23 protein-coding genes are annotated in these 23,581 nt (G+C 73.0%); 5 read left to right on the top strand and 18 right to left on the bottom strand.

Annotation, left to right across the window (positions count from 1 at the left end):
• The 7 genes from BW982_RS16590 to BW982_RS16560 form a co-directional block, all read right to left on the bottom strand.
• A complete protein-coding gene (locus tag BW982_RS16590; RefSeq protein WP_076495217.1) occupies nt 1-1,488 on the bottom strand; it encodes an MFS transporter in 1,488 nt (495 codons plus the stop codon).
• Nucleotides 1,489-1,569: 81 nt separating this feature from the next.
• A complete protein-coding gene (locus BW982_RS16585; RefSeq protein ID WP_076495216.1) occupies nt 1,570-1,752 on the bottom strand; it encodes a hypothetical protein in 183 nt (60 codons plus the stop codon).
• A gap of 9 nt (nt 1,753-1,761) precedes the next feature.
• Complete coding sequence (locus BW982_RS16580; RefSeq protein ID WP_076495214.1) at nt 1,762-4,821, bottom strand: AAA family ATPase; 3,060 nt, start codon at nt 4,819-4,821, stop codon at nt 1,762-1,764.
• Nucleotides 4,818-5,972: an exonuclease SbcCD subunit D gene (locus BW982_RS16575; protein WP_076495358.1), complete on the bottom strand. Its 1,155-nt coding sequence runs from the start codon at nt 5,970-5,972 to the stop codon at nt 4,818-4,820. The genes BW982_RS16580 and BW982_RS16575 overlap by 4 nt, the downstream gene beginning before the upstream one ends.
• A gap of 78 nt (nt 5,973-6,050) precedes the next feature.
• A complete protein-coding gene (locus BW982_RS16570) occupies nt 6,051-6,368 on the bottom strand; it encodes a hypothetical protein (RefSeq protein WP_076495212.1) in 318 nt (105 codons plus the stop codon).
• A gap of 1 nt (nt 6,369) precedes the next feature.
• Nucleotides 6,370-6,579, bottom strand: a complete 210-nt coding sequence (locus BW982_RS16565; RefSeq protein ID WP_076495210.1) for a hypothetical protein — start codon at nt 6,577-6,579, stop codon at nt 6,370-6,372.
• An 89-nt stretch (nt 6,580-6,668) separates the two neighbouring features.
• Nucleotides 6,669-6,962 (bottom strand): GNAT family N-acetyltransferase, encoded by a 294-nt coding sequence (locus BW982_RS16560; protein WP_076495208.1) that lies wholly within the window; start codon nt 6,960-6,962, stop codon nt 6,669-6,671.
• Between the two features lie 432 nt (nt 6,963-7,394).
• Between BW982_RS16560 and BW982_RS16555 the strand changes: the two genes are divergently transcribed.
• From BW982_RS16555 to BW982_RS16545, 3 genes are read left to right on the top strand one after another with little or no spacing between them, the layout of a single operon-like run.
• Complete coding sequence (locus BW982_RS16555; RefSeq protein ID WP_076495206.1) at nt 7,395-8,144, top strand: winged helix-turn-helix domain-containing protein; 750 nt, start codon at nt 7,395-7,397, stop codon at nt 8,142-8,144.
• 51 nt (nt 8,145-8,195) lie between these two features.
• A complete protein-coding gene (locus BW982_RS16550) occupies nt 8,196-9,185 on the top strand; it encodes a DNA-3-methyladenine glycosylase family protein (protein ID WP_076495204.1) in 990 nt (329 codons plus the stop codon).
• A gap of 37 nt (nt 9,186-9,222) precedes the next feature.
• Nucleotides 9,223-9,444 (top strand): hypothetical protein, encoded by a 222-nt coding sequence (locus BW982_RS16545; RefSeq protein ID WP_076495202.1) that lies wholly within the window; start codon nt 9,223-9,225, stop codon nt 9,442-9,444.
• A 13-nt stretch (nt 9,445-9,457) separates the two neighbouring features.
• Here the strand turns inward: BW982_RS16545 and BW982_RS16540 are convergent, their stop codons facing one another.
• Together BW982_RS16540 and BW982_RS18715 are read right to left on the bottom strand one after the other, a co-directional pair.
• The gene (locus BW982_RS16540) at nt 9,458-11,251 is read right to left on the bottom strand and encodes a S16 family serine protease (RefSeq protein ID WP_076495200.1); all 1,794 of its coding nucleotides are present in this window, start codon (nt 11,249-11,251) and stop codon (nt 9,458-9,460) included.
• On the bottom strand, nt 11,248-12,219 hold the full coding sequence (locus tag BW982_RS18715; RefSeq protein WP_083696777.1) for a GNAT family N-acetyltransferase: 972 nt from the start codon (nt 12,217-12,219) through the stop codon (nt 11,248-11,250). Before BW982_RS18715 ends, BW982_RS16540 begins: the two co-directional genes overlap by 4 nt.
• An 89-nt stretch (nt 12,220-12,308) precedes the next feature.
• Between BW982_RS18715 and BW982_RS16530 the strand changes: the two genes are divergently transcribed.
• A complete protein-coding gene (locus BW982_RS16530) occupies nt 12,309-12,599 on the top strand; it encodes a DUF4287 domain-containing protein (RefSeq protein ID WP_076495199.1) in 291 nt (96 codons plus the stop codon).
• 9 nt (nt 12,600-12,608) lie between these two features.
• Here BW982_RS16530 and BW982_RS16525 read toward each other — a convergent pair whose 3' ends face one another.
• Entirely contained in the window at nt 12,609-13,220 is a 612-nt protein-coding gene (locus tag BW982_RS16525) for a MerR family transcriptional regulator (protein WP_076495197.1), read from the bottom strand.
• A gap of 71 nt (nt 13,221-13,291) precedes the next feature.
• Between BW982_RS16525 and BW982_RS16520 the strand changes: the two genes are divergently transcribed.
• Nucleotides 13,292-13,801: a DUF4188 domain-containing protein gene (locus BW982_RS16520; protein ID WP_076495196.1), complete on the top strand. Its 510-nt coding sequence runs from the start codon at nt 13,292-13,294 to the stop codon at nt 13,799-13,801.
• Here the strand turns inward: BW982_RS16520 and BW982_RS16515 are convergent.
• Genes BW982_RS16515 through BW982_RS16480 form a run of 8 tightly spaced genes read right to left on the bottom strand, consistent with a single transcriptional unit; the run spans nt 13,795 to nt 23,404 of the window.
• The gene (locus BW982_RS16515; protein ID WP_076495195.1) at nt 13,795-15,105 is read right to left on the bottom strand and encodes an FAD-binding oxidoreductase; all 1,311 of its coding nucleotides are present in this window, start codon (nt 15,103-15,105) and stop codon (nt 13,795-13,797) included. The genes BW982_RS16520 and BW982_RS16515 overlap by 7 nt on opposite strands.
• The gene (locus BW982_RS16510; protein ID WP_076495194.1) at nt 15,102-16,151 is read right to left on the bottom strand and encodes an LLM class flavin-dependent oxidoreductase; all 1,050 of its coding nucleotides are present in this window, start codon (nt 16,149-16,151) and stop codon (nt 15,102-15,104) included. The genes BW982_RS16515 and BW982_RS16510 overlap by 4 nt, the downstream gene beginning before the upstream one ends.
• Nucleotides 16,148-17,134, bottom strand: coding sequence for a ketopantoate reductase family protein (locus BW982_RS16505; RefSeq protein WP_076495192.1), 987 nt, complete (start codon nt 17,132-17,134; stop codon nt 16,148-16,150). Before BW982_RS16505 ends, BW982_RS16510 begins: the two co-directional genes overlap by 4 nt.
• Entirely contained in the window at nt 17,131-18,243 is a 1,113-nt protein-coding gene (locus BW982_RS16500; protein ID WP_076495190.1) for an LLM class flavin-dependent oxidoreductase, read from the bottom strand. The genes BW982_RS16505 and BW982_RS16500 overlap by 4 nt, the downstream gene beginning before the upstream one ends.
• 29 nt (nt 18,244-18,272) lie before the next feature.
• Nucleotides 18,273-19,892, bottom strand: a complete 1,620-nt coding sequence (locus BW982_RS16495) for a dipeptide ABC transporter ATP-binding protein (RefSeq protein ID WP_076495187.1) — start codon at nt 19,890-19,892, stop codon at nt 18,273-18,275.
• 3 nt (nt 19,893-19,895) lie between these two features.
• On the bottom strand, nt 19,896-20,744 hold the full coding sequence (locus tag BW982_RS16490) for an ABC transporter permease (protein ID WP_076495185.1): 849 nt from the start codon (nt 20,742-20,744) through the stop codon (nt 19,896-19,898).
• Entirely contained in the window at nt 20,741-21,748 is a 1,008-nt protein-coding gene (locus BW982_RS16485) for an ABC transporter permease (RefSeq protein WP_076495183.1), read from the bottom strand. The genes BW982_RS16490 and BW982_RS16485 overlap by 4 nt, the downstream gene beginning before the upstream one ends.
• Nucleotides 21,749-21,757: 9 nt before the next feature.
• Nucleotides 21,758-23,404, bottom strand: coding sequence for an ABC transporter substrate-binding protein (locus tag BW982_RS16480; protein WP_076495182.1), 1,647 nt, complete (start codon nt 23,402-23,404; stop codon nt 21,758-21,760).
• Nucleotides 23,405-23,581: the final 177 nt, after the last annotated feature.

The raw sequence follows: 23,581 nt of genomic DNA, 5'->3' as shown, positions 1-23,581 counted from the left end.
TCAGGGGGTCTGCGACCCGTGACGTGCGCGTCCGGCGAGATCGGCGACGCCCACGATGAGGGCGAGCCCGAGGAAGACGCCCACGGCGATCATCCCGCTGGCGTAGGCGTCGTGGAACACCGCGAGTTGCTCGCGGTCGCCCTGCTCGCGGTAGACGGTGGCATAGAAGAGCGCGAGCGCGATCGCGGTCCCCACCGCCGTTCCGATGCGCTGCCCCAGCTGACCGATCGATCCCGCGACGCCGCCGCGCGAGACGGGGATGTCGGCGAGGGTGAGCGTCTGGTTCGGAGAGACGACCAGTCCCCCGGCGAATCCTCCCACGGCCATGACCGCGGCCATCGCCCACGGCGTCCATTCGGGCGGCGTCACGACGGCGACCAGCGCCAGGGCTCCCGCAGCGGCGACCATTCCGAGGATCCCGCCCACGACGAGCGGGCGTCCGAGCCGGGTGACCAGGTTGCCACCGATCCACGCACTGCAGGCCGAGGCCACCGCGAAGCCGATCGTCACCATGCCCGCGAACACCGGCGGAAGGCCGAGGCCGCCCTGCAGGTAGAGCGTTCCGAGGAGGAACATGGCCGGAACCGCCGCGAAGTAGGCGGTCGAGATCAGCACACCGTTGCGGTACGAACCGAGGGCGAAGATCGCGAACGGCATGAGCGGCATCCGCCCGCGATCGGCGTAGCGACGTTCCCAGAAGACGAAGCCGGCGGCGAAGACCACCGATGCCACGAGGAGCCACCAGCGCCGCGGGTCGTCGTCGGGCGAACCGGTCGTGAAGAGGAACGGCCACATCAGCGCGACGATCGTGAGTCCGAAGAGCAGCACACCGATCGGATCGAGGTCGAGGGCACGATGCGACTTCGTCCGCGTGCTCGGGAGGAGCCACGCGGCCAGCACGATCACGATCGCGACCAGCGGGATGTTGATCCAGAAGATGAGCCGCCACCCGTCGGTCTGACCGCCGAGCGCGATGAGCAGTCCGCCGAGCGTCGGTCCGAACGCCGTCGCGATGCCGATGGTCGCACCGAACAGACCGAACGCGCGGCCGCGCTCCTTGCCCTGGAACAACTGCTGCACGAGACCGAGGACCTGGGGCATCTGGATGCCGGCTGCCACGCCCTGCAGGAGGCGGGCGGTCAGGAGCACGGCGGTGTTGGGCGCGAGCGCACACGCCAGACTGGTGACGAGGAACAGCGAGAGCCCGACGAGGAAGAGCACCCGCCGCGACCGCAGATCGCCCAGACGGCCCGCCGGGACCAGAACCAGACCGAACGTCAGGATGTACCCCGACACCACCAGCTGCAGCTCGGTGGGTCCGGCGTTCAGCGCGGCCTCGATGGAGGGCAACGCGACATTGACCTTGGTGAGGTCGAGGATGGTGAGGGCTGCGACCGAGACGGCGATCCAGTAGGCGCGCCAGCGATGGCGCGGGGACAGCTGGATGTCGCGCGTGGGCGGGTGGGGGGACGTGCGTTCGTCAGGCATCGCGGCTCACGCTACTCGCGGACGCGGACACCGCGGGCGGGCTTGCGCCGGCGGACCGATCCGCGGCGCGGCGTCTGCCGCTCAGTCCGCGTCGCGCCGGGCGAAGACTGCACGGAGCACGAAGAACACGACGACCGCCACCACGGCGATGAGAAGCAGCCGGAAGACGAACCCGATGAACCACAGGAGCACGTTGACCAGCAGCCAGGCGATGATCACGGCCGCGATCACGCCGAGAACGGTCCACAGGGTGCTCGTACGCATGGCTCCAGCCTAGGCGAGGGCGCCCACGGCCGCGGAGTCCTGACGGATCACGCTCGGCCCGCGCGGGGTCGCCGTCACCCGTACCTGGGCCGGCAGCTGATCCTTCATCGACGCGACGTGACTGATGACACCGACGGTGCGGCCGCCCTGACGCAGCTCGTCGAGGGTGCGCATCGCCAGGTCGAGGGTCTCGTCGTCGAGGGAACCGAACCCCTCGTCGATGAACAGGGTGTCGAGCCGGATGCCACCCGCTCGCGCCGTCACGACCTCGGCGAGCCCGAGCGCCAGGGCCAGCGAGGCGAGGAACGTCTCGCCGCCCGACAGCGACTGCGGCGGCCGGCACTGGCCGGTGAAGGCGTCCATGATCTCGAGACCGAGTCCGCTGGCCGCTCCGCGGGCCGCCAGGGCGTCGGTGTGCTGCAGGCGGTAGCGCCCGGCGGACATGTGGTCGAGACGGAGGTTCGCGGCATCCACGATCTCCTCCAGCTCGGCCGCGAGGACGAAGGTCTCGAGCGTCATGCGACGGGTGTTCGGGGCGCGCCCGGCCATCGTGTCGGCCAGACGCGCGACGACGGCGTGCGCGTCGGCCAGCTCCGCGACCGCCGCGCTGCCCGCGTCGGCGCGCTCGGCGAGGGCGCGCACGTGTGTCGCGGCCGCGGCTGCCGCAGCGTGCGTGGCCGCCGCGGACTCGACGGCGCCCCGCGCTTCGAGGACCGCGGTCGCCACGGGGGCGAGATCGATCGGCTCGTCGGGGGCGTCGACGAGGTGGAGTTCGAGCTCCAGCAGACGACGGCGGGTGGCGGCCAGGGTGGCGTCGTGATCGGCGACCGCGGCTTCCAGCCGTCGCCGTTCCCCGGGTTCGCGCAGGGCCGCGCGGACCTCGGATGCGTCCGCGAAGGTGCTGTCGGCCAGCACCTCGTCGAGCGCGGCGCGCGCCTCGACGACGGCACGCACGCGCGTCTCGTGCTCGGAGCGCGCGACGATGACCGCCCGCACGCCGTCGCGCCGCGCGCGCAGGTCGCGGCGACGATCGCGGACCGTCGGGAACTCCGCGCGGGCCTCGGTCACCGCGGCCCGCGCTGTCTCGGCGCTCTGCCGACGCAGGGCGAGTTCTTGGCGGGCATCGGCGAGTTCGCGGCCGAGACGCTCGCTCTCCGCGGCATCCGTCGCCTCTCGCTCGAGGAGGGCGACCCGTTCTGCGGCGCGGCGGTCGCGTTCGGCCGCATCGGCCTGCGCTCGGGCGAGATCGGCGTCGATCCGATCGCGGCGCCGGCGCAGCTCGACGACGGTCTCGCCCCCGGCGCGCGCCGCAGCCAGCGCGTGCGCGTCCCGCGTGATGCGCGCGGCATCGGACGCGAGGCGGTCCTGCTCGGTCGCGGCGTTCTTGCGGTCCTCCGCCGCCGCGATCTCGGCGTCGGTGACGGGGTCGTCCGCGCCGACGGCCGGGGCGGGGTGTTCCGTCGATCCGCACACCGCGCACGGTTCGCCCTCGACGAGCGCGTGCGCGAGTTCGCCCGCGGCTCCGGCCAACCGGCGTCGGAGCAGTCCGCTCCACGCCTCGACCGCACGCTGCAGCTCATCGGCCCGGACGACGGCCGCCAGATCGGCCGTGTCGCGCTCCTCGGCAAGACGCTCCGCCTCGAGCGCCGCCTCGAGGCGTCGATCGACCTCCGCCCGTTCGGCGGTGGCGAGGTCGCGCCGCGCCGTCGCGTCGGCCAGCTCGGCGAGTCGTTCGTCGAGGGCGACGCGCGCTGCGGGAACGTCGGCGAGCCGGGCGGCGACGTCGTCCGCCCGACGAACCGCATCGTCGAGCTGCACCTGGCGCGCGCGGATGTCCGCGTCGATCGCCGCGAGGTCGTCCTCGAGCGCGAGCGCTTCGTCGACGTGGGCGAGCAGGGTCGTGAGAGCGTCATCGCGTGCGGAGAGAGTGAGCGTCGAATCGAGACCCGTCTCGCCGAGTCGCTCGGCCGCGGCCACCGCGTCGTCGCGCGCCGCCTCCGCGGGAGGGAGCGACCGCTCCGCCCGCGCGACCGCCTCGAGCGGCGCGCGCAGCGCTTCCGCCGCGGTCGCCGTCCCGAGCTCGGCACGCGCGGCGTCGATCCGTTCGGTGTCGGACTCGAGGACCGCGAGTCGCTCGCGGGTGGCGCGACGCTCGACCTGACGGCCGTGGAGCGCCGTCGCCTCACGTTCGGCCGCGAGTGCGGCATCCAGTCCGCGCTTCGCCGTCTCGCGTTCGTGGGCGGCTGCCTCGACCCGGTACTCCATGCGCTCGACGCCGCGCACGACGTGCGCGAGTCGATCGTGAATCGTCGGGGCGGGTCCGTGGGAGGGCGCGCCCGCGGCGACGGCGGGCGGTGGCGTGTCGTCGCCGGCGTCGTCGGCCGCCCGCGCCGCGTCGAACGCCGCGACCATGCGCTCGGCCTCGTCCACCAGCGTCGACACCTCGGTGCCCTCGGCAGCGAGACGTTCGGCCGCGCGCTTGCGGCGATCGTCGAGCGCCGCCGCGTACTGCTCGAACGAGCGGGTGCCGAAGAGCGTGCGCAGGAGCGCCTGTCGCTCGTCGTTCTTGGCGAGGAGGAACCGCGCGAACCGATTCTGGGCCAGCAGGATCACCTGGAGGAACTGCTGCTGGGTGAGTCCGAGGATCTCGTCCAGGTGGGCGGCCACGTCGACCGGTCGTGCCGCGACCCCCGTCCAGCCTTCGGCTTCGAGCACCTCGAGAGCGGCGCGGTGGGGCTCTTTCGTCGTCCCCGTGCCGGAGCGCTTGGGGCGCTCGTACTCGGGCGATCGGGTGACCCGCCACCGACGCCCCTCGGCGCTGAACTCGACCGTCACGGTCGTGGGGTCGTCGAGTCCGCAGTGATCGCTGCGCAGACGCCGCTCGGCCCCGTCGTACCGGGGGACTCCGCCGTAGAGCGCGTAGCAGACTCCGTCGAGCACGCTCGACTTCCCCGCGCCCGTGCGGCCGGTGATGAGGAAGATGCCGTCGTCGGCGAAGGCGTCGAAATCGACGATCTGCCGCTCGAGGAAGGGCCCGAAGCCCTCCAGTTCCAGGCGATGGAGCTTCACGAGTGCGCCTCCGCCACCGCGCGGGCGTCGAGCACCTCGCGGATCAGGGCGCGCTCGGCGTCGGAGGCGCCTTCGCCCTCGCGGACGTGCGTGAGGAACGCGTCGATGATCTCGGTCTCGTCACGCGCGGCGCGCACGCGTCGGGCGTAGCCGAGACCGTCGTCGATGCGCGACTCGGCAGGCGTGTGCGCGACCGTCGCGCACCACGGGAACCGGGCCTGCAAACGGCGCATCGGGTCGATCTGGGGCGTGGCGTCGGTGTACTCGGCCCGCACCCACTGGTCGACGTGGGCGTCGTACGCGGGATCGCCGAGCAGGTCGTCGAAGGAGGCCCGGAGCGTGACCAGCGGGCGGGGCACCGGCAGCGCGAGCCACTCGACGGAGGCCAGGCCCATGGCATCCAGCTCGACGAGCCACGATCCGCGCGGCTTGCCGGCCTCGCCGAAGCTGTAGTGCAGCGGCGCCCCCGCGTAGCGCACGCGGTCGGAGAGCTGCTGGCGCCCGTGGATGTGCCCGAGCGCGACGTAGTCGGGACCGTCGAAGACCGGGAGGGGCACGTTGTCGAGGCCGCCCTGCCGGATCTCGCGCTCCACACCGGGCGTGGCCTCGACGCCGGCGGCGAAGCAATGCGCGATCGCGACCGAGCGGCCGCCGCGCGCCGAGAGATCGCGACGCACCAGGTTCATGGCGTGGCCGATGGTCTGCGCCTGGCTGCGCAGTTCGGCCCCCTCCCACAGGTGACGCACGATCGTGGGCTCGAGGTACGGGATGCCGTAGAAGTGGACGGGTCCGTGCGCGTCCGTGACGGTCACGGGCGTACCGACGGTCAGCGGGTCGGTGACGATGGTGATGTCTTCGCGAAGGAGCGCCGACTGGAAGCCCAGGCGCGCCGCGGAGTCGTGATTGCCGGAGGTCACGATCACCCGTGCCCCCGTGTCGGCGAGCGCGGCCAACGTGTCGCTCAGGATCGGATAGCAGGCTGCGGCGGGAGCCGCCGAGTCGAACACGTCACCCGCGACGACGACGACATCGACCTCGTGCGTGCGCACCTGATCGACGAGCGCGGCGAGCACGTCGGCCAGGGCGCCGAGCGTCGAGTGACCGTGGAACGAGCGCCCGATGTGCCAGTCGGAGGTGTGCAGGATCCGCATGTTCACACGGTACGTGGGGCCTCCGACATCGGCGTTCAGCCCGCGCGCGGGTCGCCCGCGCCGGCACATCCCGGCGGGTCAGCCGGCGGCCACCTCCGCGGCGAGGGCACGGATGCGGTCGTCGCCGAGGTCGAGGCCGACATCGGAGAAGCGCTGGCGCAGCACGTCGGCGATGCGCTCCAACGAGGCATCCCCCACGTCGGCGCGCGTCTGCGCCACGACACCCGCGATGCGCGCCGCGTCGTCCGTGGGGTGAGTGTCCATCGCGGGGGTGGACTGCTCGTCCGGACGCGGGACCTTACCCTCGGGGTGCAGCGAACCACCGACGGAATCGGCCGGGTCCGCACCGGTCTGCGGGGCGTCCGCGGGCTCCGGGGTATGGGAGTGGTCGGTCATGTCAGTCCTCCGTGCTCAGGTCGGGATCGATGCCCTGACCGGCCGCGTCGCCCTCGATCGGGTCCGACGGCTCGGCGTCGTTCAGACGCGGCGAGCCCTTCGCCCGGTCGTTCTGCTCGGCGGTCTCGCCGTCGGCGACATCGCCGCTCACCCAGCCACCGGGAGGGTTGGCATCGATGACGCCCTCGGGAAGGTCGCGGTCGTCGGTCATGGCATCCCCTTTCGACGCACCCAGCTTGGTCGCCGGTCCCCCTCGACCTCCGGGGGTTGACGGGCGCGGGGGGCGTGGTTATCGGACGCTCAGCGGCGGGCGTGCAACAGGTCCGCACGCTCGGGGTGGGCTTCGAACCACTCCCCGACGTACCAGCAGACCGGGAGGATCTCGCGATCGCCCGCCTGCGCGATGGCGTCGACCGCCCGCTCCACGACCACGGCGGCGTACCCTCGCCCGCGAAACGTGGGGATGGTGAACGCGCGCGTGAGCGCGATCGTCTTCCCATCGTCGCGATAGTCGAGGACGGACACCAGATCATCGCCGTCGTGCAGGGTGTACCGCGAGGCGGCGCGATCGTCGGCGAAACGCAGGTCGGTCATGCCGTTCACGGTACGCCGCTTCCCGGGATCGGGCTCCGAGAACGCAAAGTGCTCGGTCGAAGGGCGGTGATCCCTCGAAAACAGAGCAGGATGCCACATCCCCGGCGGTCGCGATTTGACGCGATCCGCCGCAGTGCGTCATAATCGGCCCCATGACTGTCAACGCGCTTGCTCTGTCCGCCCGGGAGGCGAACGGAACTGCCGGCATCATGATGCCCGGCCGCGTTGTCCTGTGTTGTCGAATGTGCCGCTAACAGCGACCCTCGCTCCGACGATCCCGCGCTTCTGAACGCCGGCATCGTCGCCCGGTCGTCCGCCTTCCGCGTCGATCACGCGCACCCGGACACCGTGCTCCGGCCCCTCGGCCACACACCTCCCGCTGAACCCCGCTCTCTCGGACGCCCGGGTTCACCACTGAAGGACACCTCCCTCATGTCGATCTCCGCCGTTCTCGACCGCCCCGCCACCACCGCCTCGACCACTGCCACCGGCCCCCGGCCCGCGCACCGCGCCGCCGCCGTGCGACCGACCGCCCCCGCGACACCCGCCGCCCCCGCCGCGCGTCCGGCGCTGCCCGCCGGAACCGCTCCCCGCGGCTTCGCCCTCTACGTCGGCATCGACGAGGCCAAGGCCGCCGAAGCCGGCGTCAGCCTCGGCACGCTCGTCGAGGCGCTGCGCCGCACCCTCGGGGAACTGGCCCCCGCCGCCGAGACCTACGCGACGGTCGCCCTCGCTCCGGCCGGTGCCGGCGGCCGCGACGTCGACGTGGTGCGGCTCGCGCTGCACGAACCCTCGGCCGTCGCACGAACGAAGGAGGAGCCGGCCGAGGAGGACCGCGCCCCCCGCGGCGTCGTGGTCGACATCTCGCGCAAGCGCGTCCTCATCGACGGCGAGTCCGCCGCCTTCACCTTCAAGGAGTTCGAGCTGCTGCAGTACCTCGTGCTCCGCGAGGGTCGCACGATCGAGCGCACCGAGCTCGTCTCGTCGCTGTGGGAGGGGGCGACCGACGACGAGGCGCCCGGAGAGCGCACGATCGACGTGCACGTTCGTCGCCTGCGCGCGAAGCTCGGGGTCTACGAGGACATCGTCCGCACCGTGCGCGGCGTCGGCTACCGGTTCGATCGGCACGCCGACGTGTCCATCCGCTACGGCCACGGCACCCCCTCGCCCGACCGCTTCTGAGCGGACGGCCCCGCTGAGCGTCATGTCGGCGGGCCGACGTAGGGTGTCGGCATGAGGTCGACCCGGGTGCCCGCGCGTCCGTCCTCGCGCGACCCGCGCCCGCCGGACGTCGGGCCCCTCCGCACCGAGTACCGCCCGCCGTCCCCCGTCGACGTGGATCGCGCGGTCGGCGCGCAACGCCACGGACGCCACGACCCGACCTTCACGGCTACCGGCCCGCTCCGCTCGGGGGGCGTGATCTGGCGGGCGAGTCGCACCCCCTCGGGCGTCGCGACGCTCGCGCTCCGCCGCACCGCCGACGGCGCGGTCCACGCCGCGGCGTGGGGCCCGGGCGCCGGGTGGGCGCTGAATCAGTTACCCGCCCTGTGCGGCGCGCGTGACGAGCCGGACGATTTCGACGCGACGCGGCACCCCTCGGTCGCGGAGTGGCATCGACGGTTCCCCGACCTCCGCATCGGGCGCACCGACCTGGTGTTCGACGCGCTCGTGAGCGCGATCATGGAGCAGAAGGTCACGGGCCTCCAGGCGTTCTCGGCCTGGCGCAGCATCGTCACCTGGTACGGCGAACGCGCCCCCGGTCCGACACCGCGCCCGATGTTCGCCCCGCCCGACATCGAAGGCTGGCGGCACGTCCCGTCGTGGGCCTGGCACCGCGCGGGGCTCGAGCCGCCGCAGTCCCGCACGATCGTCGAGGCCGCTCGCCGAGGCGCGTCGATCGCACGGGCCACGGCCGACGCCGCCGACGGCGAGTCCCGCGACCGGGTCTTCATCAGCCTCCGCGGAGTCGGCGTCTGGACGAGCGCCGAGACGCGTATCCGCGCATTCGGCGATCCGGATGCCGTGAGCATCGGTGACTACCACCTGGCCCACCAGGTCGGCTACGCCCTGACCGGGCACCGCACCGACGACGACGGCATGCTCGAGCTGCTCGAGCCCTTCGCCGGGCACCGCCAGCGCGTCATCCGTCTCATCTACGCCGGGGCCGGGCTCGAACCGCGGCGCGGCCCGCGGCTCGCGCCCGAAGACCACCGCGACCGCTGATCCCGGGCCCCGATCGCGGACCGCCTAGGCTGGCCGGATGACGAACTCCGGCACCGGCTGGCCCCGCGGACGCACGTACTGGCTCCTCGGGACTGTGGTGCTGCTGGGCGCCGGCATCCTGTTCGGGCTGGTCTGGCAGAACGTGTGGCTGGGTCTGCTGCTGGCCGCGGTGATCTCGCTCGGATGGCTCATCGCGTTCGAGTCGAACCGCGGTCGCAACGTGGGCGTCGACGACCCGGACAACGGCGTCGAGCTCTGACGCGCGGTCCGGCTCAGGAACGCTCGACCCCGGCGGCGAAGGCGAGGACGCGGGCGGTCACGAAGGGCGTGACGTAGCCGACCGCCCCGGCGGCAGGCGCGGCCCCCGCATCCGTCGCCGCCTCCGCGAGCGCGCCGCGGACGATCGGGACCGCCGCCCCCGTGGCCAGGAGCGCGTCGACGGCGGACACCGTGTACTCGTCGGCCACGGCGATCCGTCGCGTCGCCGCGTCCGCGGCATCCGTGTCCGAGGGCGGGCGCACGGTCTGCGTCGCCGCGAGCACGGGAGACACGTGGGTGTAGCCGGAGAGAGCCAGACCGAGCGCGGCCCATCCGCGGTCGTCGGGCGCCCGTTCGGCGAGCTCGTCGCGCGCCTGGTCGAGGGCGAGCGCGCGGAGCGCCGCGGGGTCGGCTGCCGCAACCCGCGCCTCGGCGGCGTCGACGGAGATTCCGTCGGCGTCGGCCCGGGAGGCGATCACCCGCGACCGGTAGGCGTCGCTCGCGGCGATGCCGGCCCGTCGGAGCAGCGAGGCCACCCCGGCGAGGTCCGCCTCGCCGTCGAGCCGCCCCCCGCCGCCCGCGGGCAGGTCGCCGAGGGCCTCGGCCGTTCGGAGCGCGGACCGTGCGAGCGCGACCGCGGTCGTCGCCACGGAGTCGGAGACGTCGTCCGCGGGGTCGGCGGACATGTCCTCCGCGTAGCGGGCGAGGGCGAAGGCCTCGGTCGCGGCGGTCGCGGCGCGGAGGACCGCGTCGAGGTCGTCGAGGGTCTCGGGCGAACGGCGGTCGAGGTCGTCGAGCAGCGCCGCGGCGGCATCGCGCACCCGCGCGGAATCCGCGCCGGCCTCGTCGGGGGAGATCTGCGGGGCCACCGCGAGGGCCACCCGATCGGCGGCGGTCGTCGCGGCGGCGAACGCCGCGCCGGCGCCTCCGTCCGAGCGGAGGGCGGAAGCACGCTCGAGCGCGTCCCGGGCCGCGTCGGCGACCGCCGGGTCGGCGGCCGCGTCCAGGGCGGCGGATGCGGTCTCGATGACGTCGCCCGCGGCGACACCGAGCGGGTCGTCGGGTGCGGGGTCGCCGTCCACCGTCGCGAGGGGCGACGGCGAGGGCGGAGGGGTGGGGAATGCGGCCTCGGGCAGCTCCTCCCCCGTCATCACCGCGTACGCTCCGGCGACGTCCGCGACCTCGGTCACGGTCATGCCGCCGGTCGCGGCGAGCTGGTCGAGGTCGACCGTCTCGCCCTGGGCGTTGCGCACCGTCCGCTGCCCGGCGGGAACGAGGATCGTGTCGATCCCGCCGGCCTCGACGGCGGCGGCGACCTGCTCGGCGAGCCCGGGCACGGGCCGGATCGCACCGAACGGGGTGACGGCGCCGGACAGGGCGACTCCCGACTGGACCTCGGTGCCGTAGTAGAGCGCGAGCACGCCGACCGCGGTGACGGCGCCCGCCGCCGGGGTCGCCAGGCGGGTGTCGAACCCGAAGGTGTACGCGGTGTCCGGCCGCGCCCCGGTGAGCAGGGTCGCGGCGGTGACCGCCGTCCACGTCGCGGACTGCGTGACCGGATCGACACCGCTGACGTCGTTCTCGGTGATGTCGACGCTGAGGCCGCCGCCCTCGGCGGAGGCCGCGGTGATGCGCTGGCTGGCGAGCACGCCCTTCTTCCCGCTCGCGTACAGCACGGGCACGGTGATCTCGCTGCCCTCGAACCGGCCGTCCGACCCGGTGCCGAATCCGAGCGAGAACTGGAGTCCGCACCCCGGGAGGACGAGGAGCGCGACGAGCACGGCGGCCGCTGCGGCGGGACGTCTCACGAGGGCCGATCCGAGACGAACAGCACACACGTCGTGTCGTAGTAGGCGTCGGTCTCTCCCTCAGCGCGCATGCCGATGCGCTCGGCGACGGCCTGCGAGGCGCGGTTGTCGGGGTGGGTCACCGCGACCACGCGCGGGATGCCGGCCGCGTGCGCGAGGGCGAGCATCGCGGCGGCGGCCTCGGTCGCGTATCCCTCGCCGTGGGCGTCGGGGTGGAAGTGCCAGCCGATCTCGATGTCGTCGGCCCGGTCGCCGCCGACCCCCGCCGACCACGGGATCGGCTTCAGCAGGATCGCGCCCAGGCGCTCCCCGTCGGCGCGGGTCACGGCCCGGATGCCGAGGACCCCGTCGCCGCGACTGCTCCACCGATCGAGCAGGGCGTCGACCTCGGCGGCATCCGTCATCGTCCGACCGTCGCCGATGTACCGACGGACCTCGGGTCGGCGGTACATGTCGAACAGGAACGTCCGGTCGTCGTCGGCGCGGGTCCACTCCCGCAGGACCAGCCGCGCCGTGGTCAGGTGCGTCCGCCGCATCGGCAGGTGCGGGATGCCGTCCTCGGAGAAGGGTTCTCCGGACCCGACGAACCCGAATCGGCCGTACCAGTCGGCGAGCTGCGCCTGCGCGTCGAGGAGGATCGGGATGCCGGGAGCCTCGGCGTCCAGGATCGCGACGGCCGTGCGCATGAGGTCTGCGGCGAGTCCCCGCCCGCGCGCGGAAGCGGCCGTCGCGACCCGCCCGATGCGGGTGTTGCGCTCCTCCCGCAGCAGGCGCAGGGTCGCGAGCACGGCTCCGGCCTCGTCCTGCGCCCACAGGAGTTCGGCGCCGGGCTCGATGTCGCGGCCGTCGATCTCGGGGTACGCAGCCTCCTGCTCGACCACGAATACCGACACGCGCAGCCAGAGCAGGCGGTAGAGGGTGAGCGGGGCGATCTCGGCGACGGGCGCGCGATGGAACGTGACGGCCATCCCTCGACGCTATCGCGCCGTGTCGCTAGCCTGAGCCCGAGCGCCGGTCGCCCGCCAGCCCCGACGCCCGCCCCGAGACAGGAGATCCCATGTCCTTCCAGGCCTACCTCGACGCGGTCGAGAAGAAGACCGGACTGACGCCGCGCCAGCTCGTCGACCTCGCGGCGGAACGGGGGTTCGGCCCCGACACGAAGGCCACCCCGATCCTGGAGTGGCTGAAGACGGACTACGACGTCGGACGCGGACACGGGATGGCCCTCGTGCACGTCATCACGAAGGGGCCGCGGATCAGCGCCGCCCACGTCGGTTCCGGCGGAACGCACAGCGACCCGACGGACACGCTCTGGCTCGACGGCGCCGCCACGAATCCCCACGGCTGACCGGACGGCTCAGCCGCTCCCGAACCGGCGCGAAGCGGCTGTCTGCTCCGCGATGCGCCGGAGAGCGAGGATGAGCGGTTCGACCAGCACGGTGCCGAGGACGACATAGCGGACGGCTTCGTCGGCGGAGTCCGCGGGCGTGGCCTGGAGCTCCGCCTCGCCGATGGCGGCGAGATGCTCGACGTAGGCGGCGAGCACCGGCTCGGGGACAGCGAAGCCCGCACGGTCGAGCGAGGCGAGGGCCCGTGCGACGGCGGCGACCTGACCCGGCGCGCAGTCGTCCGCCGCGCCCCCGAAGCGGGCGACGAGCGCGCGCGCCGGCTCCAGGTCGAGGTGTGCGTCGTCCGTGTCGGGGTTCACGGCGGTGCTCGCGGCGCCGAGGAGGGCACCGGGGCTCTCGGGGGGGTTCTCCAGCACGGAGATGACGTTGCGCACCCCGGCGATGCCGACGCCGGCATCCACGAGGGCCCGGATGACGCCGAGCCGGCGCAGATGCGGTTCGCCGTAGGTCGCCTGGGTCGGCGACGTCCGCTCCCCCTCGGGGAGGACGCGCTCGCGGAGGTAGTACTTGATCGTCGCCACGGAGACTCCGCTGCGAGCGGACAGTTCCGAGATGCGCATGGATTCCCCCTTGACTGGATAGCACTACTATCCAACACTAGATAGTGACACTATCCAGTTAGGACGAGCCCATGGCATCCCTCCACCCGGGTCGCATGACCCACCGACACGACGGCGAACTCGTCGTCTTCCACATCGGCATGACCATCAACCGGTGGTGGCGGCCCGACCTCTGGCTGCCCATCTCCGCCGAGATGGGGCCCATGCTGCGCGAGCTCAGCAGCGATCCCGACTCGGGCCTGCTCGGGTTCACGACCCTCATCGGGGCCCGCGGACCGTACCTCGTGCAGTACTGGTCGTCGCTGGAGAAGCTGTACGCCTACGCGTCGGCCCCCGCGCAGGCGCACCGCCCGGCCTGGACCCGTTTCAACAAGCGCGCGCGGAAGGCCGCGGGCGCGGTGGGCATCTGGCACGAGACGTACCTCGTCGACCGTGCCGAGTCGATCTTCGTGGCCACCCCGCCGATGGGACTGCCGAAGGCGACCGCGATCGTTCCGGTGGGCTCACGACACGACCGGGCGGCGGCGCGCGCGGCCGACGGGCGCACCTCCGCACGCCCGCCGGTCGAGCCCGCTCAGTAGCCGCTGCCGGGGTTCAGGATGCCGCGGGGGTCGAACACGCGCTTGATCTCGTCGTGCAGCCGCACCACGTCGTCTCCCAGTTCGCGCCGCGCCCACTCGCGCTTGAGACGCCCGACGCCGTGCTCCGCGGTGACCGTGCCGCCGAGCGACAGGGCGAGGGCGAAGATGTCGTCGGCGGCGCGCACGGCGGTCTCGGGCAGGTCTCCGTCGCCCGGCTCGACCACGATGATCGGATGCAGGTTGCCGTCGCCGGCGTGACCGAAGACGAAGATCGGCACCCCGTGCCGATCCGCGATGAGCCGGATGCCGCTGATCGCCTCCGCCAGCCGGCTCCGCGGAACCGCGATGTCTTCGATCAGCGGTCGACCGATCCGCTCCAGCGCCGGGAGCGCCTGCCGCCGCGCGGACAGGAGATCGGCGGCGCGCTCGGCATCCTCGGTCCACTCGTGGCGGGTCGCCGTCGGGGCGACCGCCGCGAGGACCACGGCCATCTCCTCCGCGGCACCGAACCCGTCGGTCTGCGCGAGCAGCAGCGCCTCCCCCTGCGCACGGAGCGCCGTGCCCGAGGCGTCGTCGATCGCGGCGAGCGTCGCACCGTCGAGGATCTCCAGCACCGCGGGGCGAGCCCCGCTCACCGCGATCGCCGCGACCGCGTGCGCGGCGTCCTCCAGCGTCGCGAAGAACGCGGAGGCCGTCGCCACCCGCTGCGGAGCCGGCAGCAGGCGCACGCGGGCCGCGACCACGATGCCGAGCGTCCCCTCCGACCCCACCACGAGGCCCGCGAGGTCGTACCCGGTGACGCCCTTGATCGTGGGGCGGCCGAGGCGCACGAGCGAGCCGTCGGCGAGGACCACGTCGACGGACAGCACCGCATCCCGTGTCACCCCGTACTTCGCCCCGCGCAGTCCTCCGGCGTTGGTGGCGATGTTGCCGCCGATCGTCGAGATGCCGACGCTGCCGGGGTCGGGCGCGTACAGGAGGCCGTTCGCGCGGGCCGCGGCATCCAGATCCGCCGTGATCACCCCGGCCTCCACCTCGGCGGTGCCGTCGACCGGGTCGATCGCCCGGATGCGGTTCAGCTGCGACAGGTCGAGCACGATCGCCCCCTCCCCCGCCACCGCCCCTCCGGCCAGGCCCGATCCCGCGCCGCGCGTGATGAGCGGAACACCGGATGCCGAGGCTCGGCGCACCGTCTCCTGCACATCCGCGACATCCCGGGCCAGGACGATCTCGGCGGGTCGCCCCTGCGGCTGGAGTCCCGAGCGGTCGAGGGCCCGGTCGATCTCGGTCGTGGGAAGCGTCATGCGCGGACCTTTCGTTCGGCGCGGAGCGCAGGGAGGACGTGCTCGGCGATGTCCTCGAGCAGGCGCGTGCTCTCGGCGAGACCGAACTCCGGGGGGAGGAACGCGATGAGGTCGTCCGCCTCGGCGACGGCGGGATCGGCGAGCAGGGTGTCCACGACCGCGGACGGTTCGCCGTGGATCGCGGGGCTCATCGTGTAGGCGCCCGGGGGCGCCGCCGTCGGCGCGACCGCTCCGCGCGGGCGCGACGCCGCCGGACCGTTCGCCCGACGATCGGCGTCGTAGGCGGCGTAGCGGCGCGCGCGCTCCGGCGAGGTCGTGGGCAGGATCGACCGGCTCACCGACACGCGAGCACGCGCGGCGGTCGGGTGCAGGCCCCGGAAGACCTCGATCGCCGCCCGCTGCTCGGCCTCGTACTCGGCGATGTCGCCGGTGAGGATCGTACTGAGCATGAGGTTGATCCCGCGCTGCCCGACGCGCTCCGCCGAGGCGATCGAGCCCGCTCCGTACCAGATGCGATGGAGCAGATCGGGGTTCGTGCCCCGCACGGTGAGGGGATCGCCGTTTGGCGCCGCGCCCACGGATTCGCCGCGCAGCGCCGCGAGGAAGGTGTCCAGCCGCGTGAGGGAGTGCCGCCGCCCGTCGTTCGGCTCCTGCCCGAACGCGCGGTCGAAGCCACCGAGCCCGGTGCCGAACCCGAGCTCCAGCCGACCACCGCTGAGATGGTCGGCGGTCGAGGCGGCCTCGGCCAGCAGCATCGGGTCCTCGTAGCGGATGCCGATGATCGCGGTGCCGAGTCCGATGCGGGCGGTGTGCTGGGCGACGACCGGCAGGAACACCAGCGGGGCGGCGAGGTAGTTGTCGAAGTGCCGCTGGTACACCCAGCCCCGATCGAAGCCGAGGCCCTCGGCCTCGCGGAACAGGGCGATCCCGTCCCGGAGCCCCTCCACCGCCTGTCCGGTCTCGAACGGAACCCGGGTGTGGAACCCGACGCGCAGGTCGCGGCTCGACGCACCGGCCGAGGCCACGGCGAGCGCGGGCGCGCTCACGAAGCGGCTCCGGCCCGCACGGCGTGGATGATCTCGGCCGGCAGGGGGACGCTCCCGGGACGACCGCCTCGGGCGGCGAGGAGGCCGAGAGCGCGCTGGATCGCCTCCGCCAGCGGCGCGGCGGCCCCGGCCTGCCGGGCGAGCAGCACGAGGTCGCCGACGAGGTAGTCGCTCTCGACGCTCGTGCCGCGTTCGAGGCTCTGCCACGTCGACAGCCGCCCGGGCACGTGGCCCGGGACGTCCTCGACCGGGAGGAACCCCTGCTCGGCCGGAGCGACGGGCAGGGCGAGCCGTGCGAAGAGCGCCTCCGCCTCACGGCGCAGCGCGTCCGTCGCGGCATCCCGCTCCGGCGCCTCGACGTCGAAGACCTCGACGACGTTGCGGAGGTTTCCGAGGAGCTTCCGCCGTTTCGTGGCGGCGATGTCGTCCACCGCGGATGCCGCGAAGCCCGCGCGGGCGAGATCCTCCCGCACGGCCTCGACGAACGGCGCGCCCGCGACCGTCGCCGCGCCCACCCGTGCGACACCGATCGTGGGCCACGACGGCGAGACGACCTCGCCCGGACGCAGGTGGCTCGCCGCGATCCCGACCGAGACCCCCACGACGGCGGCCGACCGCCGCGTCGCCACGGCTTCCGCGGACAGGCCGTTCTGCAGCGTCACCACGGGCAGGTCCGCCACCGCGCCACCCCCGGCGAGCGGGCGCCACGCGATCGCGGCGAGGGCCTGCTCGGCATCCTGCGCCTTCACCGCGAGCACGACGGAGTCGCCCACCGCCGGCTCGGTCTCGTCGATCGCGCCGACGACGTCCACCGGCACCGTCTCGTCCCCGTGCGGGCGTCGGACGGTCACACCGCGCGCACGGATCACCTCGAGCGCGGCGCCCCGGGCGATCAGCACGGCCGGAACCCCGGCGGCCCGCCACTGCGCGGCGAGGAGCGCACCGAGGGCGCCCGCCCCGACGATCAGTCGACGTCCGCTCACGCGACGTTCCGCTGCCCGAACACGACCTCGGGATCGATGCCGCGGCGCGCGACCTCTTCGCGGACCAGCGGGATGACGAGTCGGCCGGCATCCACCGCGTCGTTCAGGTCGCCGAGGGTGGGGAGCGAGACGATGTCGGCGCCGAGCTCTACGTACCGGACGATGGCCCGGGCGACCGTCTCGGGCGACCCGACCAGCAGCGACGATGCGCCGCCCGACCCGGCGACGCCGCGGGGCGTCCACAGCACGCCGCCGTCGTGCTCCTCGGACTGCTCCGAGATCTCGCGGAGCCGCACCGACCCGACGTTCGTGCTGTTGATGTCCTTGACCTTCTCGTAGAACGGACGGGCCGCCTCCAGGATGCCGCGGGCCTTCTCGCGCGCGAGCGCGTCGGTGGCGGCGACCACCGGGCGGAACGTGACCCAGAACCGGATGCGGTCGGTGCGTCCCGCCGCGCGGGCGTGGGCGTAGACCCGGTCGATCTGCTCCGCGGTCTGCGCGAGGGGCTCGCCCCACAGCGCGAAGATGTCGGCGTGCGCGCCGCCGGAGGAGTAGGCGAACTCGCTCGACCCGCCGAGCGACACCGGCAACGCCCCGCCCGAATGGGTCGCGTACCCCGGGCCGAACCCGTCGAAACGGTAGAACTCGCCGTCGTGGGAGAACGGCTCCTTCTCGGTCCACACGCGCCGGAGCAGCTGGATGAACTCGGACGAGCGGCGGTAGCGCTGTTCCTTGTCGAGGTAGTCGCCCTGGCGGGCCTGCTCCTGGTCGCTGCCGCCGGAGATGATGTGGACGAGCGCGCGCCCGCCCGACAGCTGGTCGAGCGTGGACAGCCCCTGCGCGGCGACGGTCGGGAACGCCGAGTTGGGTCGGACCGCCACCACGGTCTTCAGGCGCCGCGTCGCCGCGAGGACCGTCGCGGCGAGCGCGTACTGGTCGGCGCTGGCCGACGCGTACGGGATCAGCGTGTAGTCGAACCCGTAGGCCTCGATGGTGCGGGCGTAGTGGCGGAGCCAGTCCACGTCGATGGGGGTGGTGAAGGTGGTGCCGCCCGGGGCGGGGGATCCGGGGGGACGGCTGCCGACCATGTTGACGAATTCGACGGGCATGGGAGTTCCTTTCGCGGGAGACGGAGGGGTCAGGCCGTGACGGGCACGGCGGGTCGGATGCCGCGCGGATCGGGGACCGCGGCGACGAGGGAGCGGGTGTACGGGTGCTGCGGTTTCTCGAGCACCTCGGTGGCGGGACCGTGCTCGACGACCCGTCCGTGACGGAGGACGGTGACGGTGTCCGCGATCTGCCGGACGAGCGCGAGGTCGTGGGAGACGAACAGGTAGGTCAGACCCCGCTCGACCTGCAGCCGCGCGAGCACGTCGAGGATCTCGGCCTGCACGGTGACGTCGAGCGCGCTGGTGGGTTCGTCGAGCACGAGGACGTCGGGCTCGAGCACGAGGGCGCGGGCGATCGCGACGCGCTGGCGCTGGCCGCCGGAGAGGGCCGCGGCGCGGCGCCGCCACAGGTGCTCCCGCAGCCCGACCGCGGTCAGGGCGGCTCGGGCCGCCGCGCGGCGGGCCCGGCGGTCGCCGACCCGATAGCGGTCGAGGGGCTCGCGGACGAGGCTCTCGACGTGCCACGACGGATCCAGCGACGTGAACGGGTTCTGGTACACCAGCTGCAGGTGTCGCCGCACGGTGCGCAGGTCCGTGCGGGAACGCCCGTGCACGGCCTCCCCCGCGACGCGGAGGTCACCGGCATCCGGGGACGTGAGCCCCAGGAGCAGGCGGACGGTCGTCGTCTTGCCCGACCCGGATTCGCCGACGAGCGCGTGCGTGCTGCCGGCCGCCACCTCGAACGAGACGTCGTCGACCGCGCGCAGCTCCTCCCCGCCCACCCGGAAGGTCTTCACGACGTCCGACACCTGCACGGCGGGACGGGCACGGTCGATCCGCCGTTCCGCCAGCACGGCCCGATACCGGTCGGGCGACAGCGCGGGGACGTCGGCGCGCAGCGCTGCGGCGTACTCGGACCGGGGGGAGGCGAACACCTCGGCCACGGGACCGGCCTCCTGGATGACGCCGTCGCGCAGCACGACCAGGTCGTCGGCGCGTTCGGCGGCGAGCGCGAGGTCGTGGGTGATGAGCAGCAGCCCGATGCCCAGCGACGTCCGCAGCTCCGTGAGCAGGTCGAGGATGCGCTTCTGGATCGTGACATCCAGCGCGCTCGTGGGCTCGTCGGCGACGAGGAGCGCCGGCGCGGGGAGCACCGCGAGCCCGATCAGCACGCGCTGCAGCATGCCCCCGGAGAGCTGGTGCGGGTAGGACCGGTACACCCGCTCCGGATCGGCGAGCCCCACGCGTTCGAACACCTCGAGGATGGCGGCGCGGCGGCGCGCGGCATCCCGCTCCCCGGTGAGGGCGGCCGCCTCGTGCGCCTGGCTGCCGATGGTGCGGACGGGGTTGAGGGCCGACGCGGGGTCCTGCGGCACGAAGCCGAGGCGGCGGCCGCGCAACCGGCGGAAGCGGGCGAGGGGCAGCGCGAGCACGTCGTCGCCCTCGAGCAGGACGCGACCCTCGGCGTGACCGGAGTCGCGCGGGAGGAGCCGCAGCACGGCCTTCGCGATCGTCGACTTGCCCGAGCCGGACTCGCCGATGAGGGCGAGGCTCCGGCCGCGGTGCAGGTCGAACGAGACGTCGGAGACGACCCGACGGCCGCCGTACGACACCGACAGGTCGCGCACGGAGAGGAGGGTGTCTGTCATGGCTCAGTCCTTCGCTCGCAGCCAGCGGCTGACCCGGTTGATCGACAGCACGACGGCGACGATGACCGCCGAGGGGGCGTAGACGAGCCACGGGCTCGACACGAGGTAGTCCTTCCCGGCCGAGACCAGGAGTCCCCAGTCGGATGCCGGGGGCGGGTCGCCGTAGCCGAGGAACGCGAGTCCCGCGATGACGAGGATCGACACCCCGAACTGCAGGACCGCGAGCGACAGGACCGACCGGGAGGCGTTGGGCAGGACGTGCGTGAGCAGCACGTGCGCGCGCGACCCGCCCTGGAGTTCCGCCGCCTCGACGTAGACCGTGCCGCGCACCTTCAGCGCCTCGGAGCGCATCACGCGCGCGAAGACGGCGACAGCCGAGACACCGGTCGCGATGGCGGCGTTGATGGTCTGGAAGCCCAGGGAGCTGACGACGACCACCGCGAGCAGGAAGCTCGGGATCGCCAGCAGCACGTCGATGACGCGGGCCGTGACGACGTCGACGAGGCCACCGAAGAAGCCCGCGACGAGCCCGAGCAGCCCGCCGACGACCACCGCGATGCCCACCGCGATGAGGGCGCTGAGCACCGACGAGCGCGTGCCGAAGATGACGCGCGCAAGGACGTCGCGGCCGAGGTTGTCGGTGCCGAACCAGTGCACCGCGCTCGGGGCCAGCAGCTTCTCGCTCGTGTCGCCGACGATCGGGTCGTAGCCCGTGAAGAGGGCGGGCGCGACCGCCCACGCCGCGGCGACGACGATCACGAGCAAGGACACGACGACGGCGACCGGGATGCGGCGACGACGACGAGCCGTCGCGTCGGCACCGGCGAGGAGGGGCGAGAGGACGGCGGTCATCGAACGGTCGCTTTCTCGAGGGGAGCCGGATCGGCGGCCGGAGAGGAGACCGCGGGACGATTCGGCTGGAGCAGGGAGACGCGCGGGTCCAGCACGGGGTAGAGGAGGTCCGCGATCAGGTTCACCGCGACGAAGACGACCGCCGCGAGCGCGACCACCGCCTGGATCACCGGGAGGTCCTGCGTGGCGACGGCGGTCTGGACGACGCTGCCGATGCCCGCACGGCCGAACACCGTCTCGGTGATGAGCGCGCCGCCGAGGAGCTCCCCCACCGTGAGCGCGATGATCGTGACGACCGGGAGCGCCGAGGGCTTGAGCAGGTGCGCGAAGAACAGGCGCGCCCGCCCGAGCCCCCGGGCGTAGGCGACGACCGCGTAGTCCTCGCCGAACTCGTGGTCGAGTCCGGTGATGAGGACCTGCGCGATCTGGGCGGACACCGGGATGCCGAGCGCCACCGCCGCGAAGAAGGTCGCCACGGGGGCGTCCGGGTCGATCACGGAGAACAGGCTCAGCTGGAACGCGAAGACGTTCAGCAGCAGCAGGCCGATGACGAAGTTCGGCACCGAGAGGAACAGGGCCGGAACCGAGCGCAGCAGCTGCGCCGCTCGGCGCGGGAGCACCTGGGTGCCGTAGGCGATCGCGAACGCGAGCACGAGGGCGACGCCCAGCGCCGACGCCGCCAGGGCGAACGTCGACGGCAGGGCGTCTCCCACGATGGTGGCCACCGGCTGGCTGGACCGGAGCGAGATCCCGAGGTCCCCGCGGACGAAGCGCCCCAGCGCCTCGACCAGCTGCACCCACACCGGGCGGTCCAGTCCGTAGAACTCCACCATCTTCTGGATCTGGTCCTCGGTGAAGCCGTTCTCGGGGTTGCGCAGGGTGCTCGACAGCGGATCGCCGGGGAGCACGCTGATCACCACGAAGGTCAGCACGTAGGCCAGCAGCACCACGACGACCGCTTGGCCGAGGCGCTTGGCCGCGAAGATCAGGTAGGCGGAGTTCATGTCGGAGGCCTACTTCTGCAGGTACGCGGTCGCGTAGTCGGCGATCGCGACGCCGTTGTAGGTGACGCCCTGCAGCTTCGGGCTCTGGACGTAGATGCGCTGCACGATCTGCGTGATCGGCACGAACAGCCCCTGCTGGAGCACGTACGTCTGCAGCTCGTCGACGGCTGTCGCGCGGGTGTCCTTGTCGGTGGCCCGGGCGATCCGGTCACGCAGGTCGTTCAGCGTCGGGTCGGTCTCGCCGAGCCCGAACCAGTCCTCGCCCTTGTTGGCGTTCGTGAGGATGCCGGCCACCGTGCCCACATCGATGAAGGACCGGGTCACTTCGTACAGCGGCGTGGTGGGACCGATCTTGACCTTCTCGCCGAAGGTCGCGACGTCGTAGGTCTGCACCGTGACGTCGAAGCCCAGGTCGCCGAGCTGCTGCGAGACGAGCTCGTCGATCGAGGCGGACGTCGCGAGGTACGGGTTGGCGTAGAGCGTCACCGCCAACGGCTGTCCGTCCTTGGTGCGCTTGCCGTCGGCGCCCTCGACCCATCCGGCTTCGTCGAGGAGGGCGGCCGAGGCCTTCGGGTCGTAGGCGAAGTCCGCGGAGTGGTCGGTCGCTTCGGGGACACCGCTCTGGATGAAGCCCTCCGCGGCCTGCCACCCGTCGGTGTACACGGTGTCGAGGATCTGCTGGCGGTCGATGCCGTGCTGGAGCGCCTGACGCACCTTGACGTCGCCGAAGGGCGCGGCCTGGACGTTGACGGCGTACCCGTTGGTGAAGCCGAGATAGCGCGGGAGACCGGCGACGAAGCCCTTGTCGGTGAGGCTCGCGATCTCGCTCGGCTGGACGTTGTAGATGACCTGCGCCTGGTTGGAGGTGAGCGCGCCGATGCGGGTGCTCGACTCGGCGACCTGCTTGTAGGTGAGCGTGTCGAGGTACGCCGGGCCCGTGTGTCCGAGCGCTTCCGGACCCCAGCTGTAGTCGGCGCGCTTCTCGAGCACGACGTCGTCGCCGTCCGCCCAGCTCTTGATGGTGAACGGACCCGAGCCCGAGAAGTTGTCGAGGTTGCCCTGGTCCTGCTTGCTGAGGGCGAGCGTCTTCGGGGAGACGAGGATCGAGCCGTGGTAGCCCAGGGTCGGGATGAAGCCGAGGGCCGGCGCGGAGAAGGTGACCGTGACCGTCTTCGCGTCGACGGCCGTGGCCTTCTGGTACGTCTTCGGGAACAGGCCGATCGGGGCGATGCCCTTGTCGGCGCTGCCGAAGGCCCAGTAGTCGAGGTTCGTGACGACCGCGGCGGCGTCGAGGGGCGTGCCGTCGGAGAACGTGACGCCGTCCTTCAGGTGCAGCGTGAACTCGGTGGCATCCGTGTTCTGCTCCCAGCTCTCGGCGATCCAGGGCGAGACCGCGCCCTTGTCGTCGACGTAGACGAGCTTGTCGGTGACCTGGCCCCAGATGTTGCCCTGGTAGCTGGAGATCGAGCTCTCGTTGGGGACCCAGCTGGTGCCGAGGGAGTTGATGAGGAAGACGACGTCGCCGCCCTCGGTGGGGGCTGCGTCCGTCGGGGCGGTCGCCGTGGTGGAGCCGGCGCAGCCGGCGAGGAGGGTCAGGGAGAGGGCGAGGGCGGCGCCGAGGGCGGCTCGCCGTCGACGCTTCGGGAATGAGGACATGGGCTGTGTTCCTTGGTCGGGACCGACCGCCGGGCGCGGTCGGGAACTCTTCAGCGAGTCTCAGCGGGCCGCGGGTGAGCGTCCAACGACGACGGCGGATCGGAAACGATCGGTCCTGGTGATGGATGCCGAAACCCCCGGGATCCGCGGGATTCCGGGGGTTTCGGGGTGTCGGAG

It is taken from the genome of Microbacterium sp. RURRCA19A (assembly GCF_900156455.1).
Classification (GTDB): Bacteria; Actinomycetota; Actinomycetes; order Actinomycetales; family Microbacteriaceae; genus Microbacterium.
Note: the sequence above shows the minus strand (reverse complement) of the source record. Positions and strands in the feature narration are given on the sequence as shown.

Bases quoted from the DNA above. Each gene is read 5' to 3' on its own strand.
- BW982_RS16590 (WP_076495217.1), bottom strand. From the start codon at position 1,488: ATGCCTGACGAACGCACGTCCCCCCACCCGCCCACGCGCGACATCCAG.
- BW982_RS16585 (WP_076495216.1), bottom strand. From the start codon at position 1,752: ATGCGTACGAGCACCCTGTGGACCGTTCTCGGCGTGATCGCGGCCGTG.
- BW982_RS16575 (WP_076495358.1), bottom strand. From the start codon at position 5,972: ATGCGGATCCTGCACACCTCCGACTGGCACATCGGGCGCTCGTTCCAC.
- BW982_RS16570 (WP_076495212.1), bottom strand. From the start codon at position 6,368: ATGACCGACCACTCCCATACCCCGGAGCCCGCGGACGCCCCGCAGACC.
- BW982_RS16565 (WP_076495210.1), bottom strand. From the start codon at position 6,579: ATGACCGACGACCGCGACCTTCCCGAGGGCGTCATCGATGCCAACCCT.
- BW982_RS16560 (WP_076495208.1), bottom strand. From the start codon at position 6,962: ATGACCGACCTGCGTTTCGCCGACGATCGCGCCGCCTCGCGGTACACC.
- BW982_RS16555 (WP_076495206.1), top strand. From the start codon at position 7,395: ATGTCGATCTCCGCCGTTCTCGACCGCCCCGCCACCACCGCCTCGACC.
- BW982_RS16550 (WP_076495204.1), top strand. From the start codon at position 8,196: ATGAGGTCGACCCGGGTGCCCGCGCGTCCGTCCTCGCGCGACCCGCGC.
- BW982_RS16545 (WP_076495202.1), top strand. From the start codon at position 9,223: ATGACGAACTCCGGCACCGGCTGGCCCCGCGGACGCACGTACTGGCTC.
- BW982_RS18715 (WP_083696777.1), bottom strand. From the start codon at position 12,219: ATGGCCGTCACGTTCCATCGCGCGCCCGTCGCCGAGATCGCCCCGCTC.
- BW982_RS16530 (WP_076495199.1), top strand. From the start codon at position 12,309: ATGTCCTTCCAGGCCTACCTCGACGCGGTCGAGAAGAAGACCGGACTG.
- BW982_RS16525 (WP_076495197.1), bottom strand. From the start codon at position 13,220: ATGCGCATCTCGGAACTGTCCGCTCGCAGCGGAGTCTCCGTGGCGACG.
- BW982_RS16520 (WP_076495196.1), top strand. From the start codon at position 13,292: ATGGCATCCCTCCACCCGGGTCGCATGACCCACCGACACGACGGCGAA.
- BW982_RS16515 (WP_076495195.1), bottom strand. From the start codon at position 15,105: ATGACGCTTCCCACGACCGAGATCGACCGGGCCCTCGACCGCTCGGGA.
- BW982_RS16500 (WP_076495190.1), bottom strand. From the start codon at position 18,243: ATGCCCGTCGAATTCGTCAACATGGTCGGCAGCCGTCCCCCCGGATCC.
- BW982_RS16495 (WP_076495187.1), bottom strand. From the start codon at position 19,892: ATGACAGACACCCTCCTCTCCGTGCGCGACCTGTCGGTGTCGTACGGC.
- BW982_RS16490 (WP_076495185.1), bottom strand. From the start codon at position 20,744: ATGACCGCCGTCCTCTCGCCCCTCCTCGCCGGTGCCGACGCGACGGCT.
- BW982_RS16485 (WP_076495183.1), bottom strand. From the start codon at position 21,748: ATGAACTCCGCCTACCTGATCTTCGCGGCCAAGCGCCTCGGCCAAGCG.
- BW982_RS16480 (WP_076495182.1), bottom strand. From the start codon at position 23,404: ATGTCCTCATTCCCGAAGCGTCGACGGCGAGCCGCCCTCGGCGCCGCC.